This window comes from Streptomyces sp. NBC_01267, assembly GCF_036241575.1.
GTDB lineage: Bacteria > Actinomycetota > Actinomycetes > Streptomycetales > Streptomycetaceae > Streptomyces.
On the sequence record NZ_CP108455.1, the window covers coordinates 6,914,673 to 6,930,103 of the forward strand.

At 71.3% G+C, this 15,431-nt stretch carries 14 protein-coding genes; 9 read left to right on the top strand and 5 right to left on the bottom strand.

Annotated features, from left to right (window positions below; all coding sequences use genetic code 11):
- Window positions 1–63 precede the first annotated feature (63 nt).
- Entirely contained in the window at window positions 64–1,296 is a 1,233-nt protein-coding gene (locus OG709_RS31030; protein ID WP_250302654.1) for a PucR family transcriptional regulator, read from the bottom strand.
- Between the two features lie 449 nt (window positions 1,297–1,745).
- On the opposite strand from OG709_RS31030, the gene OG709_RS31035 reads away from it, so the two are divergent.
- The 7 genes from OG709_RS31035 (at window position 1,746) to OG709_RS31065 (ending at window position 8,321) form a co-directional block, all read left to right on the top strand.
- Window positions 1,746–2,579: a M55 family metallopeptidase gene (locus OG709_RS31035; protein ID WP_329168501.1), complete on the top strand. Its 834-nt coding sequence runs from the start codon at window positions 1,746–1,748 to the stop codon at window positions 2,577–2,579.
- Window positions 2,572–3,948, top strand: coding sequence for a M20/M25/M40 family metallo-hydrolase (locus OG709_RS31040; RefSeq protein WP_250302656.1), 1,377 nt, complete (start codon window positions 2,572–2,574; stop codon window positions 3,946–3,948). The genes OG709_RS31035 and OG709_RS31040 overlap by 8 nt, the downstream gene beginning before the upstream one ends.
- 13 nt (window positions 3,949–3,961) lie before the next feature.
- Entirely contained in the window at window positions 3,962–5,950 is a 1,989-nt protein-coding gene (locus tag OG709_RS31045) for a prolyl oligopeptidase family serine peptidase (protein ID WP_326693672.1), read from the top strand.
- Window positions 5,947–6,879 (top strand): S66 peptidase family protein, encoded by a 933-nt coding sequence (locus tag OG709_RS31050; protein ID WP_250302658.1) that lies wholly within the window; start codon window positions 5,947–5,949, stop codon window positions 6,877–6,879. Before OG709_RS31045 ends, OG709_RS31050 begins: the two co-directional genes overlap by 4 nt.
- 162 nt (window positions 6,880–7,041) lie before the next feature.
- Window positions 7,042–7,293, top strand: coding sequence for a LapA family protein (locus tag OG709_RS31055; protein WP_250302660.1), 252 nt, complete (start codon window positions 7,042–7,044; stop codon window positions 7,291–7,293).
- 50 nt (window positions 7,294–7,343) lie between these two features.
- A complete protein-coding gene (locus OG709_RS31060; protein WP_250302661.1) occupies window positions 7,344–7,895 on the top strand; it encodes a GNAT family N-acetyltransferase in 552 nt (183 codons plus the stop codon).
- Between the two features lie 84 nt (window positions 7,896–7,979).
- Window positions 7,980–8,321, top strand: a complete 342-nt coding sequence (locus OG709_RS31065) for a hypothetical protein (protein WP_250302662.1) — start codon at window positions 7,980–7,982, stop codon at window positions 8,319–8,321.
- A gap of 69 nt (window positions 8,322–8,390) precedes the next feature.
- Here the strand turns inward: OG709_RS31065 and OG709_RS31070 are convergent, their stop codons facing one another.
- Complete coding sequence (locus tag OG709_RS31070) at window positions 8,391–8,726, bottom strand: DUF6204 family protein (protein WP_250302663.1); 336 nt, start codon at window positions 8,724–8,726, stop codon at window positions 8,391–8,393.
- A 209-nt stretch (window positions 8,727–8,935) separates the two neighbouring features.
- On the opposite strand from OG709_RS31070, the gene OG709_RS31075 reads away from it, so the two are divergent.
- Together OG709_RS31075 and OG709_RS31080 are read left to right on the top strand one after the other, a co-directional pair.
- Entirely contained in the window at window positions 8,936–10,915 is a 1,980-nt protein-coding gene (locus OG709_RS31075; RefSeq protein WP_266645957.1) for a DUF5107 domain-containing protein, read from the top strand.
- Window positions 10,916–10,997: 82 nt separating this feature from the next.
- Complete coding sequence (locus tag OG709_RS31080; RefSeq protein ID WP_266645955.1) at window positions 10,998–12,299, top strand: M48 family metallopeptidase; 1,302 nt, start codon at window positions 10,998–11,000, stop codon at window positions 12,297–12,299.
- Window positions 12,300–12,326: 27 nt separating this feature from the next.
- On the opposite strand, the gene OG709_RS31085 is transcribed toward OG709_RS31080, so the two are convergent.
- The 3 genes from OG709_RS31085 to OG709_RS31095 form a co-directional block, all read right to left on the bottom strand.
- Window positions 12,327–12,683: a VOC family protein gene (locus OG709_RS31085; protein WP_250302666.1), complete on the bottom strand. Its 357-nt coding sequence runs from the start codon at window positions 12,681–12,683 to the stop codon at window positions 12,327–12,329.
- Window positions 12,684–12,788: 105 nt separating this feature from the next.
- The gene (locus OG709_RS31090; protein ID WP_250302668.1) at window positions 12,789–13,598 is read right to left on the bottom strand and encodes a methyltransferase domain-containing protein; all 810 of its coding nucleotides are present in this window, start codon (window positions 13,596–13,598) and stop codon (window positions 12,789–12,791) included.
- A 107-nt stretch (window positions 13,599–13,705) separates the two neighbouring features.
- Complete coding sequence (locus OG709_RS31095) at window positions 13,706–15,211, bottom strand: bifunctional phosphatase PAP2/diacylglycerol kinase family protein (protein ID WP_250302670.1); 1,506 nt, start codon at window positions 15,209–15,211, stop codon at window positions 13,706–13,708.
- Between the last annotated feature and the right edge of the window lie 220 nt (window positions 15,212–15,431).

Sequence of the window (15,431 nt, forward strand, 5' to 3'; positions counted from 1 at the left end):
TTCTCCGCAGCCCGTATGACGTATGACGCGCGCGGTGCAGCGGGCCGTTGTCGGCCCGCGGGTTCAGCAGGCAGGCCGGTAGCGGCCGGTGAAGCGCGCGAGTTTCAGACCGAGGTGCAGGCAGAGACGCTCGTTGCCGTCCTTGAGGTTGGCGCCTGCCAAGTGTTCGAAACGCTGAATCCGGTAGTACAGCGACGTACGGTGCAGCATCAGGTGTTTTGAGGTCGCGAGTGCGTTCCCGGAGAGATCCAGATAGGTCTCCAGCGTCTGGAGCAGAGGCAGCGCCTCCGGATCGGCGAAAAGCCGCTCCAGCCCGGGATGAAGCACGAGGTCGCCGAGGTCTTGACTGAACAGCTGCGCGAGTACCCGGTAGATGCCGAGCTGGGACCATCGGGCAATCCGGCTGACGTCCGGCATGGAGGCAGCCATGCGAGCGGCTTGGTCGGCCTCCAGGTAGGAGTCCCGCGCCTGTGTCAACTCCGACCGTGGCTGCCCGACACCGATCACAGATGACGACACGTGATCGAGTCCGGACATCGCGGTCTGCAGAGCATGGTCGAGATGGGACACACAGCGGTCCACCGTCGCCTCATCCACCTCCTCCTCCGTGCCGAGGAGAAGTAATCCGTCGCTGTAGGAGACAAGGTGGACGGAGTGTCGCGCGGGCAGTCGGCGGCGGGTGTCGACGAGTGCGTGTTCGAGAGCGAGTCGCACCTGGGCATCCGGTTCGGCGTCGGGGGTGAGTACCGGCCGGGCCACCATTACGACGACACCGAGGGAGGGGTCGAAGTGCCTGCCGTCGATGAGGGTGCGAGCCGCACGGGGCCGGACATCGCCGCCGCAGAGCAGCAGGTTCCTGATCGCCTCCGTCTCCCGGTTCTGTGCGAGCTCGCCGGCCAGCACCTCTCGGTACAGCGCCAGGGCGAAGCCCTGGGCGGCGGTCTCGGTCAGTGCGATCTGGTCCGAGCTCATCGACTCGTCGGCATCGATGAGCCACAGATAACCCAGGAGAAGGTCGTGGTGGCGGATCGGTACGCATATCCGCGGCAGCATGCCGAGCGCGACGTTACGGGGGACGCGGACCGGGTGCCGCGCCTTGGGCAGCTCGAACTGCCGTAGCCACGCCAGCACTTCGGCCGATACGCGGCGCTGGAGAATAGAAACATGGCGAACCACGTCGGGCAGCTCGCTGTGCGGGCTGTAGACCACCAGCCGCTGTCTGCGGTCCTCGACGGTCGCGGGGCGTGACAGCTCGGTCGCCACTGAGTCGACGAGGTGCTGGAGCTCCGGGTGCATGGAATACCTCCGGGCGGTGCAGCCCGTTGCTGGTCCGGGCACGCTCGATGTCACGGGCGTGGCAAAGCTTCCTACGCTTGTCGAAACCTCCCGGTCGATGGTGATCGTCATCGTGTGCATGACAGATAGTGAGGCCGGAGGACGAACCGGGGCAACTGATGGACAGTGGCGGATTTCCCCCATGACGCAAACCCGACACGGTGATCGGCCGGAGGTCGGGACCCGGCACATCCACTGCGGGAGCGGTGGTTGCGCCCGCCCCGCCGTCGCATCCGTCGGTCCACCTCGACGAGCCGCAGGGCCGACCGGACAGGTTCTGACCCTGGGGCCGGCCGCTCCGCGGGAAGCGCTGGTCGTGGGCCGTACGAGGTGAGTTCACTGGTCTGGACCACCGATAGTTATCCACAGCTCTGGCTGAGGCGGCTCGGCAGCGCGTACGGTTCCGAGGCATGAAGATCCTCATCAGCGCCGACATGGAGGGCGCGACCGGTGTGACCTGGCCCGGCGACGTACTCCCGGGCTCCGCGCAGTGGGAGCGCTGCCGCTCCCTGTTCACGTCCGACGTGAACGCGGCAGCGCTCGGCTTCTTCGACGGGGGCGCCGACGAGGTGCTCGTCAACGAAGCCCACTGGTCCATGCGCAATCTGCTCATCGAGCAGCTCGACGAGCGGGTCGAGATGCTCACCGGCCGTCACAAATCACTGTCCATGGTCGAGGGCGTCCAGCACGGCGACGTGGACGGCATCGCCTTCATCGGCTATCACACGGGTGCAGGCATGGAGGGTGTGCTCGCGCACACCTACCTCGCCAACTCGATCACCAGTGTCTGGCTCAACGGCGTACGGGCGAGCGAGGGCCTGCTGAACGCCCATGTCGTCGCGGAGTACGGTGTGCCGGTGGTCCTCGTCACCGGGGACGATCTGGCCTGCGAGGACGCGCTGGGTTACGCGCCACAGGCCCGCAAGGTCGCCGTGAAGGACCATGTCTCGCGGTACGCGGCCGTCTGCCGCACCCCGGCCCGTACGGCCGCGGACATCCGGAGCGCCGCCGCGGACGCCGCCGCGCTCGCCGTGCGCTACGAACCGGTGAGCGGTGACTCCTTCACGGTCGAGCTGGAGTTCGACGCGGAGCACCTGACCGGCGCCGCGACCGTCGTCCCGGGTGTCCGACGGACGGGCGAGCGGCGCGTCGCGTACACCAGCGGGACGATGTACGAAGGCATTCGGACCTTCAAGGCGGTCACGACGATCGTCTCGTCCGCAGTGGAGGAACAGTATGGCTGACGTGACCTCACCGGAGACGGCGTCGCCCGGCGCGGCAGCGCCGGACCCGGCGGCCCCGGACGGCGTGGCGCTCGACGAGGTGGTGCGCTTCACCTCGGAGCTGATCCGTATCGACACCACCAACCGCGGCGGCGGGGACTGCCGGGAGCGGCCCGCCGCGGAGTACGTCGCCGAGCGGCTGGCCGACGCGGGTATCGAGCCGACCCTCCTGGAACGTACCCCCGGGCGGACCAACGTGGTGGCGCGGATCGAGGGCACCGATCCGTCGGCCGACGCGCTGCTGGTCCACGGGCATCTCGACGTCGTACCGGCCGAGCCCGACGACTGGACCGTGCACCCGTTCTCCGGCGAGGTCCGCGACGGTGTCGTGTGGGGCCGTGGCGCGGTCGACATGAAGAACATGGACGCGATGGTCCTCGCGGTGGTCCGTGGCTGGGCCAGGGAGGGCGTGCGCCCCCGCCGGGACATCGTCATCGCGTACACCGCGGACGAGGAGGCGAGCGCCGTCGACGGCTCGGGCTTCCTGGCAGACCACCATCCCGGGCTCTTCGCGGGCTGCACGGAAGGCATCAGCGAGTCCGGGGCCTTCACCTTCCACGCCGGGCACGACCTGCCGATCTACCCCATCGCGGCGGGGGAGCGGGGCACGGCCTGGCTGAAGCTCACGGCACACGGCAAGGCCGGACACGGCTCCAAGGTCAACCGGGACAACGCGGTGAGCCGGCTCGCCGCCGCCATCGCCAGGATCGGCGAGCACCAGTGGCCGGTCCGGCTCACCCCGACCGTGCGTGCCGCGCTCACCGAGATCGCCGCCCTGCACGGCATCGACACGGACACCACCGCACCGGACTTCGACGTGGACGCGCTGCTCGCGAAGCTCGGCCCGGCGGCAGCCCTGGTGGAGGCGACCGTCCGCAACAGCACCAATCCGACGATGCTGGAAGCGGGTTACAAGGTCAATGTGATCCCGGGGCATGCCACGGCGTACGTCGACGGGCGGATGCTGCCCGGCGCCGAGGAGGAGTTCCGAGAGACACTCGACCGGCTCACCGGGCCGGACGTCGACTGGGAGTTCGACCACGGCGAGGTGGCGCTCCAGGCGCCGGTCGACTCGCCGACGTACGCGAAACTGCGTGCGGCGGTGGAGCGCTTCGCACCCGAGGGGCACGTGGTCCCGTACTGCATGTCGGGCGGCACGGACGCCAAGCAGTTCTCCCGCCTCGGGATCACCGGCTACGGCTTCTCGCCGCTGAAACTGCCACCCGGCTTTGACTACCAGGCCCTGTTCCACGGGGTCGACGAACGAGTACCGGTGGACGCACTGCACTTCGGCGTCCGGGTACTCGATCACTATCTGCGTACTGCATAGGGGAGTGGGGGACATGGCACCCATCGGGGCCTACGGCACCTGGCCTTCGCCGATCGACGCCGCACTCGCGGCCTCGCGCGACGGCCGGCCGGATCACATCGGAACGGTCGGCGAGGAAGTGTGGTGGACGGCGCCGCGCCCGGCCGAGGCCGGGCGGCGCGCGCTGGTGCGCCGGCGCGCGGACGGCAGCGAGGAGTCCGTACTGCCCGCGCCGTGGAACGTGCGCAGCAGGGTCATCGAGTACGGCGGACAGCCGTGGGCCGGCACGGTGCGCGCCGACGGCCGCCCGCTCGTGGTCTTCGTGCACTTCGCGGACCAGCGGCTCTACGCCTACGAACCGGACGACCCACAGGGCGCCGCGCCGAGGCCGCTCACCCCTGTCTCCCCGCTGGGCGGCGGGCTCCGCTGGGTGGACCCGACGGTCCACCAGGACCGGGGTGAAGTCTGGTGCGTGCTGGAGGAGTTCACCGGCGGGTCGCCGACCGACGTGCGCCGGGTGATCGCCGCGGTACCGCTGGACGGCTCGGCCGCCGACGACCGCTCCGCGGTACGCGAACTCACCGACGGCCGGCACCGCTTCGTCACCGGCGCGCGGCTCTCGCCGGACGGGCGGCGGGCGGCCTGGATCGGCTGGGACCACCCGCGGATGCCGTGGGACGGCACCGACGTCATGCTCGCGGACGTCACCGACGACGGTTCCTTCACGGCCGCGCGGCACCTCGCCGGGGGACCCGACGAGTCCGTCGCGCAGGTCGACTGGGCCGCGGACGGAGCGCTGTTGTTCGCCTCCGACCGCACCGGCTGGTGGAACCTCTACCGGGCGGACCCGCACCGCGGAGCGGTCGCGCTCTGCGCCCGCGAGGAGGAGTTCGGCGGGCCACTCTGGAAGGTCGGCCAGAAGTGGTTCGAGCCGCTCGACGACGGCCTGATCGCCGTCGTCCACGGCAAGGGCTCGACGGCGCTCGGCGTACTCGACCCCGAGACCGGCGAACTCGTCGACGCGGCGGGCCCCTGGACCGAGTGGGCCTCGACCCTGTCCGCGTACGGCAGCCGGGTCGTCGGCCTGGCGGCAGGCCCGCGCAGCGCGTTCGAGATCGTCGAACTCGACACCCGGACCGGCCACACCCGGGTCATCGGCTCCCCGCACGAGGACGCGGTGGACCCGGCGTACTACCCGGATCCTCAGGCCCGGACGTTCACCGGGCCCGGCGGGCGCGAGATCCACGCCCATGTCTACCCGCCGCACAGCCCGGACCGCAGTGCCCCCGGCACCGAACTGCCGCCCTACGTGGTGTGGGCGCACGGCGGACCCACCAGCCACACCCCGCTCGTACTCGACCTGGAGATCGCCTACTTCACCTCGCGCGGCATCGGCGTCGCCGACGTCAACTACGGGGGATCGACCGGGTACGGCCGGGAGTACCGCAACCGGCTGCGCGAACAGTGGGGTGTCGTCGACGTCGAGGACTGCGCGGCCGTCGCCGAGGCACTCGCCGCCGAGGGCACCGCCGACCGGGCCCGCCTCGCGATCCGCGGCGGCAGCGCCGGCGGCTGGACCTCGGCCGCCTCGCTGGCGTCCACCGATGTCTACGCCTGCGGCACCGTCATCTACCCCATCCTGGATCTCACCGACTGGGCGTCGGAGGACGGCACCCACGACTTCGAGTCCCAGTACCTGGAAAGCCTCATCGGGCCGTTCGCGGAGGTCCCCGACCGCTACCGCGAGCGCTCGCCCGCGCAGCACGCGGACCGGGTCACCGCTCCGTTCCTGCTGCTCCAGGGGCTCGACGACGTCATCTGTCCGCCGGTGCAGTGCGAGCGTTTCCTCGCGCGGATGGCGGGCCGGGACGTGCCGCGCGCCTATCTCACCTTCGAGGGCGAGGGGCACGGATTCCGCCGGGCCGACACCATGATCCGGGCGCTGGAGGCGGAGTTCTCGCTGTACGCCCAGACCTTCGGCATCGACCGTCCGGACATCCCGGCCCTGGAGCTGGACAAGTGACTCTCCTGCCGCTGTCCCGGGCCGCGCGGCTGCGGCCCGGGGCCAGGGTCGCCGTCGTGTCTCCCAGTGGACCAGTTCCCGGGGACCGCCTCGCGGTGGGCCTCGACATCCTCCGGAGCTGGGACCTGGACCCGGTCGTGATGCCTCATGTACTCGACAGGCACCCGCGGTTCACCTATCTCGCGGGTACCGACGAGGCGCGCGCCCGTGATCTCCAGGACGCCTGGTGCGACCCGTCGTACTCCGCCGTCCTGTGCGCGCGTGGGGGATACGGCGTGCAGCGCATGGTCGACCTGCTCGACTGGCAGGCGATACGCGCGGCCGGACCCAAGGTGTTCGTCGGCTTCAGCGATGTGACGGCGCTGCACGAGGCGTTCGCCGTACGGGCGGGTTTTTCCACGCTGCACGGACCGATGACCGCGGCGCTCTCCTCCTTCGAGGACGCGCACACCCAGGAGTCCCTGCGGGCCACGCTCTTCGAGCCCGAGTCGGTGCGCACACTCGGGCTCGGCACCGCCCGCACCCTGCTGCCCGGCAGGGCGGCCGGGATCACCGTCGGCGGGTGCGTCTCGCTGCTCGCCGCGGATCTCGGCACTCCCCGGGCCCGTACGTCGGTGCGCGGCGGGCTGCTGCTCATCGAGGACATCGGGGAGGAGGCGTACCGGCTCGACCGCATCCTCACCCAACTGATCCGCTCCGGCTGGCTGGACGGTGTCGCGGGGATCGCCCTCGGCTCCTGGGTCGACTGCGGTCCGTACGACGACGTGCGGGCGGTGCTGCTCGACCGGCTCGGCGGACTGGGTGTGCCGGTCGTCGAGGAACTGGGCTTCGGACACTGCACCGCGGCGGAGACCATTCCACTCGGTGTCCCGGCGGTGCTCGACGCCGACGCGGGCACCCTCACGCTGGAGGTTCCGGCCCTGACCTGAGCCGCCCTGATCGGAACCGCCCTCGACTGGAGCCGCCCCGACCTGAGCCGCCCCGACCGGACCGCTCTCACCCGTACGGCCCGCTCCAGCCGCCCCCGGTCCCCGGATCCGACCATCCTGGTACCGGAGGCGGTGCCCCGTACCCGAGGAGAAGAGCAGGTCATGAGCCCCAGGGATGCAGAGAGGCGCGACAGGAGCGACAGGAGCGGTCTCAGCGGCTGGTTCACACCGGGCCGGATCGCCTGGCTCGTGGTGGTGGCCCTGGCGCTCGTCCTCATCTTCGAGAACACCCAGCGGGTGACGATCCGGCTGCTGGTCCCCGAGGTCACCATGCGGCTCTGGGCGGCGCTGCTGGGGATGTTCGTGGTCGGCGCGCTCTGCGGCGGCTACTTCTTCAGACGGCGCAACCGATGAGGATCCCCACCGGCCCTTACCTGCCGCAGCTGCCCGGTTAATCTGGCGCGATGTCCGAGACAACCACATATCTCGCCGAGGGCGCCCGCGTGGGCATACGCCTCTTCTCCTACGAGGACGCCGAGGAGTTCACCGGGCTGGCACGGGAGAGCCGGAGCCTGCATCACCCCTGGCTCTTCCCGCCCGAGGACACCGAGGGCTTCCTGCTGTACGCCCGCCGGCTGATCGAGGACCCGGCGAAGGCCGGATTCCTGGTGTGCGCACGCGAGGGCGACCCGGCGGGCCGCATCGCCGGATTCATCAACATCAACAACATCGTCGAGGGCGCCTTCCTGAGCGGGACACTCGGCTACGGAGCCTTCGCGCACGCGGCGGGCCGCGGACTGATGGCGGAGGGGCTCGCGTTGGTGACGCGGTACGCGTTCGGGCCGCTCGGGCTGCACCGCCTGGAGGCCAACATCCAGCCCGCGAACGAGGGTTCGCTCGCGCTGGTACGCCGGGCCGGATTCCGGCTGGAGGGGTACTCGCCGGACTTCCTCCTCATCGACGGGGCCTGGCGCGACCACCAACGCTGGGCGATCACAGCCGAGTTGGTCCGCTGAGGCGACAGCATCCGGATTTGTGTGCGAGCCCCCGGTGCTGGTAGATCATCAGGCTTGACCGATCTGCCTGTGGGGGGCCGTTACATGACGCAGAGACCGCCTGTATCCGGGGAACACTCGGGCGCGGCCGAGGGGGAACCCGTGCTGCCCGACGAGGTGTGGGTGCAGTTCGAGCAGGACAGCGAGCGTGCGATAAGGGCCACAGCGCCCAAGGAACCGTCGGCGCGGGCGCGGATGGTGACCGAGCGGCTGCGGCAGCAGGACGCTGCGGGCATCCGTCCCGCCGGATGGCGGGCCGACCCCGGACCGCAGCGACCGCGGAGAGCGCCGCGCAAACGGCGTCGCCTCCTCGGCCTGCTCGGAGTGCTGGTGGCGGTGGGGGTCGTACTCGTACTGCTGAACCCGCAGGGCGTCCTGCACGGGTGACCGATGTGGGGTCGCCCCGGTGAGGTCGGCAGCCGGGGGAGCGGCGGCCCGCGCGCGGCGCCGGGCCGCTCAGCGCCCCTTGCGGTTGATCTTCATGGTGTCCATGTCCGTGACGGTCGAGCGCAACGGGCCGAAGCCGTGGCCGAGTTCCTTCAGCGCGGTCTCGGCCCGGTCCTCGGCGATGACGCCCGCCATCTCCGCGCCGTCCGCCGCGTCCGAGACGACGACGTAGCGGTACGAGAAGTGGGTCAGCGCGCGGTCGTAGGTGAGCGTTCCCTGCTCGGTGAAGTGCATCTGCGCCAGCCCGTGGTCGTCGACCTCGGCGAGCAGCCGTGCGCGCGAGGCGTCCGTCAGCCCGTTCCAGGTACCCCGCACGATCACCCGGTAGGTGTGCTGCTCGGCCATCTCGTCCGTCCTCTTTCTCGGTGTACGCCGTACCGCCGCAGCGTACGGGGCGGGACCGGAGCACTGCCAGCAGGTTTACGCGCCCCCGGCCCGCTTTCGGTCACCTCAAAACTGACCCCGGGAACCCCTGGTCAGACCCGGGCCATCGGTGTTCCATGGTCATTACGGGTGCCGGCCGGACGGCACCCCCGCGAGCGAGTGAGGTTCCCTTGGCCACGACCGTGCGACGTGCCGTACTGACCCTGCCCGCGGCCCCACTGGGGCCGGAGAACCCTCTCCCGGCGCTGCGCCCGCTCGACGAGATGCACACGGTGGAGACCGAGGGGCGGGACGACCTGCCGCACGACATGGCCCGTCAGGTCGGCTACGAACCGCTGCGTACGCTCCTGCCGGTGCGCGTGCTCGACGGGTACGGCCGGGAGCGGACGCCCACCGGCATCGACACCATAGTGATCGAGAACGACCGGCTGCGGGCCACGGTGCTCCCCGGCCTCGGCGGCCGTATCCACTCGCTGTTCCACAAGCCGACCGGCCGGGAACTGCTCTACCGCAACCCCGTCCTCCAGCCCGCCGACTTCGCCCTCAACGGCGCCTGGTTCTCCGGCGGCATCGAGTGGAACATCGGCGCGACCGGCCACACCACCCTCAGCTGCGCCCCGCTGCACGCCGCACTGGTGACCGCCCCCGACGGCGGCGAGATGCTGCGGCTCTGGGAGTGGGAGCGACTGCGCGATCTGCCCTTCCAGGTCGACCTGTGGCTGCCGGAGGACTCCGACTTCCTCTATGCCGGTGTGCGGGTCCGCAACCCGCACGAGCAGACCGTGCCCACCTACTGGTGGTCCAACATCGCGGTACCCGAGGACGAGACCACCCGGATCCTGGCCCCCGCCGACGAGGCCTGGCACTTCGGGTACGAGCGCAGCCTGCGCCGCGTGCCGGTCCCCGACTGGGAGGGCGCCGACCGGACGTACCCGCTGCGCAGCGAGTACCCGGCCGACTACTTCTACGAGGTCCCGCCCGAGGCGAGGAAGTGGATCACCTCCCTCGACGCGACCGGCCAGGGGCTCGTCCAGACCTCGACCGACCAACTGCGGGGCCGCAAGCTCTTCCTCTGGGGCTCGGGCACCGGGGGCCGCCGCTGGCAGCAGTGGCTGACCCAGCCGGACACCCCCGGGTACGCGGAGATCCAGGCGGGCCTCGCGCGGACCCAGCTGGAGCACGTACGGCTCGAAGCGGGCGCCGAGTTCAGCTGGCTGGAGGCGTACGGGCCGCTCGCCGCCGAGCCGTCGACGGTGCACGGCGACGACTGGGCCGCGGCCCGCACCGAGGCGGAGAGCCGACTCGAAGCGGTCCTGCCGCGGGCCCGGGTCGAGGCCGCGTACGAGGCGTGGTACGCCTGCGCCGACCGGGAACCCCACGAGACGCTGGCCACCGGGTCCGGCTGGGGCGCGCTCGAAGTCCTGCGCGGGGGACATGAACTCCCCGGCACGCCCTTCGACGATTCGACGCTCGGCGACGAGCAGCAGCCCTGGCTGGAGCTCTACCACTCGGGCGTCTTCCCGGCCCCGCGCCCGGCCACCCCGCCCGGCCCCTCCCTCGTCGGCAGGCACTGGCGCGACATGCTGGAGACGGCGGCAGCCGACCCGCTCACCGAGTACCACCTGGGTGTCGCCCAGTGGCACGAGGGCGACCGGGCGCAGGCGGTGCGCAGCTGGGAACGCGGCCTGGAACCGGCCCTGACCCGCTGGCCGTTGCTGCGCTGCCTGGCGGTGGCCGACCAGTGCGACGGCCACGGCGAACGGGCCGCCGACCGCTACGCCGAAGCCTTCGACGACCTCTGCAACGACCTCGGCGACGAGCGCCGCGACGGCCAGGCCTGGACCGCGGTGACCGCGTCCCTGGCCCGCGAGACGATCGACGCGCTGCTCGCGGTGGGACGCGCCACCGACGCCCGCAAGGTCTGGTGCACACTGAGCCCCGCGATCCGCGCCCGCGGCCGGTTCCGCCTCATCGAGTCCCGACTGCTCCTCGCCGAGGGCGACATCGGGGCGGCGCGCGCGATCTTCGACACGGGCTTCGAGGTCGCGGACCTCCGGGAGGGCGCGGAGGTCCTGAACGACACCTGGTCGTCCCTGACGGACGAACCCCTGCCGGCCGCCTACGAGTACCGGATGCGTCCCGGGGGCTGATCGGCTACAGTCCGCCTGCCCGTCGCAAGATCGCCGCGGGCAGGTGGGCGGCCCTGGGGAGGGACCGCCCGGGGGAGGGACCATGACGGAGCTCGACGCTGCCACGAACGCGGACGGCACGAGACAGGTACGGCAGGACTGCCCGGAGTGCGGCGCGGCAGTGGTGAAGAACGAACGCTTCGTCACCTGGTGCCTCGCCTGTGACTGGAACGCCGATCCGGGTGCTCCCGAGCCGGAGCCCGGACGGCTCGACGCGGCCCGCAGGAAGCTGGCCCGCCGCCATGGGGAACAGCTGTACACAGAACTGTCGCAGGGCGGTGAGCTCAGGCCCCACCGGGATCTCATCAGTGTGCTCGCTCAGGTGGTGGCGCTCGCGGTGCACGCGGTGACCGCCGCTCTCGCCGTCGCGGGCGTCCTGCTCGTCGTCCTCGGCTGGAGCACCGTCGTCCAGCCGGTCTGCGGCCTCGCGCTGATCCTGCTGGCGGTGGGACTGCGTCCGCGGTTCATGCGATTCCCCGAGGGCGGGGTGCCTTTGCACCGGACGGACGCCCCGGCACTCTTCGGGCTGATCGACCGGGTCGCGGAGTCGGTGGGCACCCGAGGAGTGGATGTGGTGTTGGTCGACGCGAGCGCCAACGCCGCAGTCACCGCGTGGGGCATACGCCGACGCCGCCTGCTGTTCCTCGGGCTGTGCCTGTGGGAGCCCCTTGCGCCGCAAGAGCGCATCGCCCTGCTCGGCCATGAACTCGGTCACTACGCCAACGGGGACATACGGCACGGAGCGGTGATCGCGCCCGCGTTTGAATCTCTCTCCTTCTGGTACTCCGCCCTGGCCCCGACCTCCCGGCCGACACTGCAACAGACCCTTGTCGACTGGGCCCTGGCGTTGCCCAGATGGATGGTCATCGGTACGGCGCTCCTGCTGGACCATCTCACTCTGCGGGCCACTCAGCGTGGCGAGTACCTGGCGGACCGCAAGGGCGCGCGGGCAGGTTCCAGCGAGGCGGCCGTCGCGCTGATGGACCGGCTGTCCGCGAGCAGCGCCGTCGAGGACGAACTGCGCAGGCTGTCGGTCGCCGCCCGGTCACGGAGCAGGGGGAGGGACGCCCGCACCGTGGGTCCAGAACTGTGGGAACGGGTCGTCGACCACACCGCATCCGTACCGGAGCACGAGCGCGAGCGGCTGCGCCGGGTCAGCGTGCGACGTGGCCACAGCGTGAACTCCACCCATCCGCCGACCCATCTGCGACGTCAGCTGCTGGCCGAGAGCGAGCCCTGTGCGGCGGAGGTCGTGGCCGACAGCGCCACCGTGGAAGCCGTCGCTGCCGAACTCGCGGGAGCGCGGGCCGTGGTGGCCCGAGCGGTCGTCCGAGGTCTCGGCTGATGAGTGCCGGGCCGGGTACGAACGGGGTCAGTCCTGGGCCGTCTTCCGGTCGACGTACTCGAACACCGAACCGTCCGGGTGTACCGCGATCAGGTTGCTTCCGGCCGGCGTCGGTAGCGGCCCCACGATGATCTTGGCGCCGACATCGTTGAGCGTGGTGACGGCGTCGGCGAGGTCGCGGACCGCGATGGTCGCCGTCACCTTGCGCAGGATCTCCAGCTCCGACTCCGGGCCGCTCATCAGCAGGAAGGAACCGACCGCGGCGACCGATACACCGCCGCGCTCGAAGCGCAGCGCTTTGCTTCCGGTGAGGCGTTCGTAGAAGAACACCGAGGTGTCGAGGTCGTCGACGCAGATACGCAGCGTGGTGCCCAGAATCTCCATGGGGAGAAGCCTAGTTGGGTTGGCGGGCGCGGGCCAGGAGATCGAATCCCCGCAGCCCGCAGCCCGCAGCCCGCAGCCCGCAGCCGCCGTCCCGGCCGGTGGTCGTCAGACCCGGCAGAGGATCTCGCCGTGCGGGACCATGAACCACGCGTCGTCGTGCGTGGCCCACTCCCGCCAGGCGGCGGAGACCGCGGTCAGCTGGTCCCGCGTCGCGTGGCCGCCGGCCACCGCCTTCTCCGCGTAGACCGAGGCGACCGTGCGGTCCGCCCACAGGCCGCCCCACCAGTCGCGTTCCTCCGGGGTGGCGAAGACCCAGGTCGACGCCGTCGACCTGATGTCCGTGAGTCCCGCCTGCCGTGCCCAGGAGAACAGCCGCCGTCCGGCGTCCGGTTCACCGCCGTTGGCGCGGGCGACCCGGTGGTACAGGTCCAGCCAGTCGTCCATGACCGGGGGCTCGGGGTACCAGGCGAACGCGCCGTAGTCGCTCTCGCGCACCGCGATGATGCCGCCGGGCTTGGTCACCCGCCGCATCTCGCGCAGCGCCTGGACCGGGTCGCCCACGTGCTGGAGCACCTGATGGGCGTGGACGACACAGAAACTGTCGTCCGGGTAGTCCAGCGCGTGGATGTCCGCCACCGCGAAGTCCGTGTTGTCCAGGCCGCGTTCGGCGGCCAGGGCGCGCGCCTGCTCGACGATCGCGGGCGCCATGTCCACACCCGTGACCCGGCCTTCGGGGACCAGCCCGGCCAGATCGGCGGTGATGGTGCCGGGGCCGCAGCCGATGTCCAGGATCTGCATGTGGGGCTTGAGTTCGTTCAGCAGGTAGCCCGCGGAGTTGGCGGCGGTGCGCCAGGTGTGCGAGCGCAGTACCGACTCGTGGTGTCCGTGCGTATAGACGGCTGTCTCTTTCGGCATGACGGATCTCCCTCATTCGTCGTCGCGACTATGCGTCCGAGGTATGGGGATCACCATAGACGCTCATGTCGGATCGTGAGATTTCCGTCTTGAGATATGGACACGGCCTAGAGCGGGAGCGGGCGGTAGACCGTGAGCGCCTCGTCGTCCTTGTCGATCCAGAGTTCGGCGGGCGCCTCGGTGATCTCGCCGTCGAACGCGAGCAGCGTCCCCGGAGCGAGCCCCGCGATCCGTACCCGCCGCAGCCGTTCCGCCGCGTGCACGGGGGAACGGGACAGCGGTCCGGCGAGCGCGGCGGCCAGCAGCCGCAGTCCGGGCAGCCGCCCGCCGTGCACCACGCGTACGTCGAGCAGCCCGTCCGCGAGATCGAAACGCCTGCCGGGCGTGGGACCCATCTGCTGGTACATGCCGTTGCCCGCGAAGAGCGTCCACAGCGACCTGCGCTCCCCGTGGAACTCGGCCTGGAGCGGCTGCTCGGAACCGAGCACCTTCGCCGCCGCCAGGACACCGGCCGGCCAGCCGCCGATCCTCGGTGACCAGCGTTCCCGGATCCGCACCAGTTCCGGATAGGCGCCCAGGCTGAACGTGTTGAGGAAGTGCCCGGACCCGCCCGCCCCGCCCTGCGGCCCCGGGGTGAAGCGCCCCAGGTCGACCTTGACCGCGTCCCCGGAAGCCAGCGCCCGGCAGGTGTCGTGGACCTCCTCGATCCCGACGTCGTACGCGAAGTGGTTGAGGGTGCCACCGGGGAAGACGGCAAGCGGCACACCGCGCCGGGCCGCGACGACCGCGGCCCGGTTGACCGTCCCGTCCCCGCCGCAGATGCCCAGCGCCCGGCAGCGGCCCGCGGCCTTCTCCAGTGCGGTGACCAGTTCGCCGGGCTCGCACTCCACGATCTCGGCGAGCGGCAGGGCGGCGCGGACCAGAGCGGCCTTGGCGGCGGCCGTACCCGATGCCTTGTTGACCACGACGACCAGATCCTGGCCGCCGGGCAGTATCGGGGCCTCCGTGTGCGGGCGGCCCGGTGCGGGAAGCTGGGCCCGTGTCGGTACGAGCCCGCGCACCGCGAAGGCGGCGCCGACGCCGAGCGCCGCCCCGATCAGGACGTCACTCGGATAGTGGACGCCGGTGTAGATCCGCGAGGCCGCCACGCTCACCGCGAGCGGTGCGACAGCCGCACCCCAGCCCCTCGACTCCAGTGCGACGCCCGTCGCGAAGGCCGCGGCCGAAGCCGCGTGCCCGGACGGGAAGGAGGTGGTGACCGGCTGCCGTTTCAGCTGCCTCACCACCGGGACGGCGTCCAGCACCGGTCTCGTCCTGCGGACCGACCGCTTGCCCGCAGTGTTGGCGACGGCGGAGGCCACGGCCAGTGAGGCCAGCCCGCGCACCGCGGCCCTGCGGGCCCGGGTGGAGCCGCCCAGAGCGGCGATCCCGGCGGCGGCGCCGAACCAGAGCAGCCCGTGGTTGGCGCTGCTGCTCAGCCGGGGCAGCAGCGGACCGGCGGCGGGCCAGCGCTTGCTCGCCGCGGTCCGGAACAGGGCCCGGTCCTGGGTGCCGAGCCAGGCGGCGAGCCGCCGGTAGTGCCCCGGACCGCTGTGGGGAACGGCGAATGCCATGGCGATCAACCCTCTCGTTCGTCGTGCGTCGTGCGTGGCGTGTCGGTCGGTGCCGAGGTGGACCCGGTTCCGTCCGGGTGCCGGTCCACCGCCGGACGGTGGTGACTTCCGGCATCCGGTGACCGGTCGTCGTACCCCGTCCGACGCGAGTGATGCCTCCGGCCACGGTCGCCCGGTCGGGCAAATCTACGTATAAAGGTCTCGGAGGGGCCGACGAGCA

Bases quoted from the DNA above. Each gene is read 5' to 3' on its own strand.
- OG709_RS31040 (WP_250302656.1), top strand. From the start codon at position 2,572: ATGGCTGACGTGACCTCACCGGAGACGGCGTCGCCCGGCGCGGCAGCG.
- OG709_RS31065 (WP_250302662.1), top strand. From the start codon at position 7,980: ATGACGCAGAGACCGCCTGTATCCGGGGAACACTCGGGCGCGGCCGAG.
- OG709_RS31035 (WP_329168501.1), top strand. From the start codon at position 1,746: ATGAAGATCCTCATCAGCGCCGACATGGAGGGCGCGACCGGTGTGACC.
- OG709_RS31090 (WP_250302668.1), bottom strand. From the start codon at position 13,598: ATGCCGAAAGAGACAGCCGTCTATACGCACGGACACCACGAGTCGGTA.
- OG709_RS31030 (WP_250302654.1), bottom strand. From the start codon at position 1,296: ATGCACCCGGAGCTCCAGCACCTCGTCGACTCAGTGGCGACCGAGCTG.
- OG709_RS31070 (WP_250302663.1), bottom strand. From the start codon at position 8,726: ATGGCCGAGCAGCACACCTACCGGGTGATCGTGCGGGGTACCTGGAAC.
- OG709_RS31095 (WP_250302670.1), bottom strand. From the start codon at position 15,211: ATGGCATTCGCCGTTCCCCACAGCGGTCCGGGGCACTACCGGCGGCTC.
- OG709_RS31060 (WP_250302661.1), top strand. From the start codon at position 7,344: ATGTCCGAGACAACCACATATCTCGCCGAGGGCGCCCGCGTGGGCATA.
- OG709_RS31085 (WP_250302666.1), bottom strand. From the start codon at position 12,683: ATGGAGATTCTGGGCACCACGCTGCGTATCTGCGTCGACGACCTCGAC.
- OG709_RS31080 (WP_266645955.1), top strand. From the start codon at position 10,998: ATGACGGAGCTCGACGCTGCCACGAACGCGGACGGCACGAGACAGGTA.
- OG709_RS31055 (WP_250302660.1), top strand. From the start codon at position 7,042: ATGAGCCCCAGGGATGCAGAGAGGCGCGACAGGAGCGACAGGAGCGGT.
- OG709_RS31045 (WP_326693672.1), top strand. From the start codon at position 3,962: ATGGCACCCATCGGGGCCTACGGCACCTGGCCTTCGCCGATCGACGCC.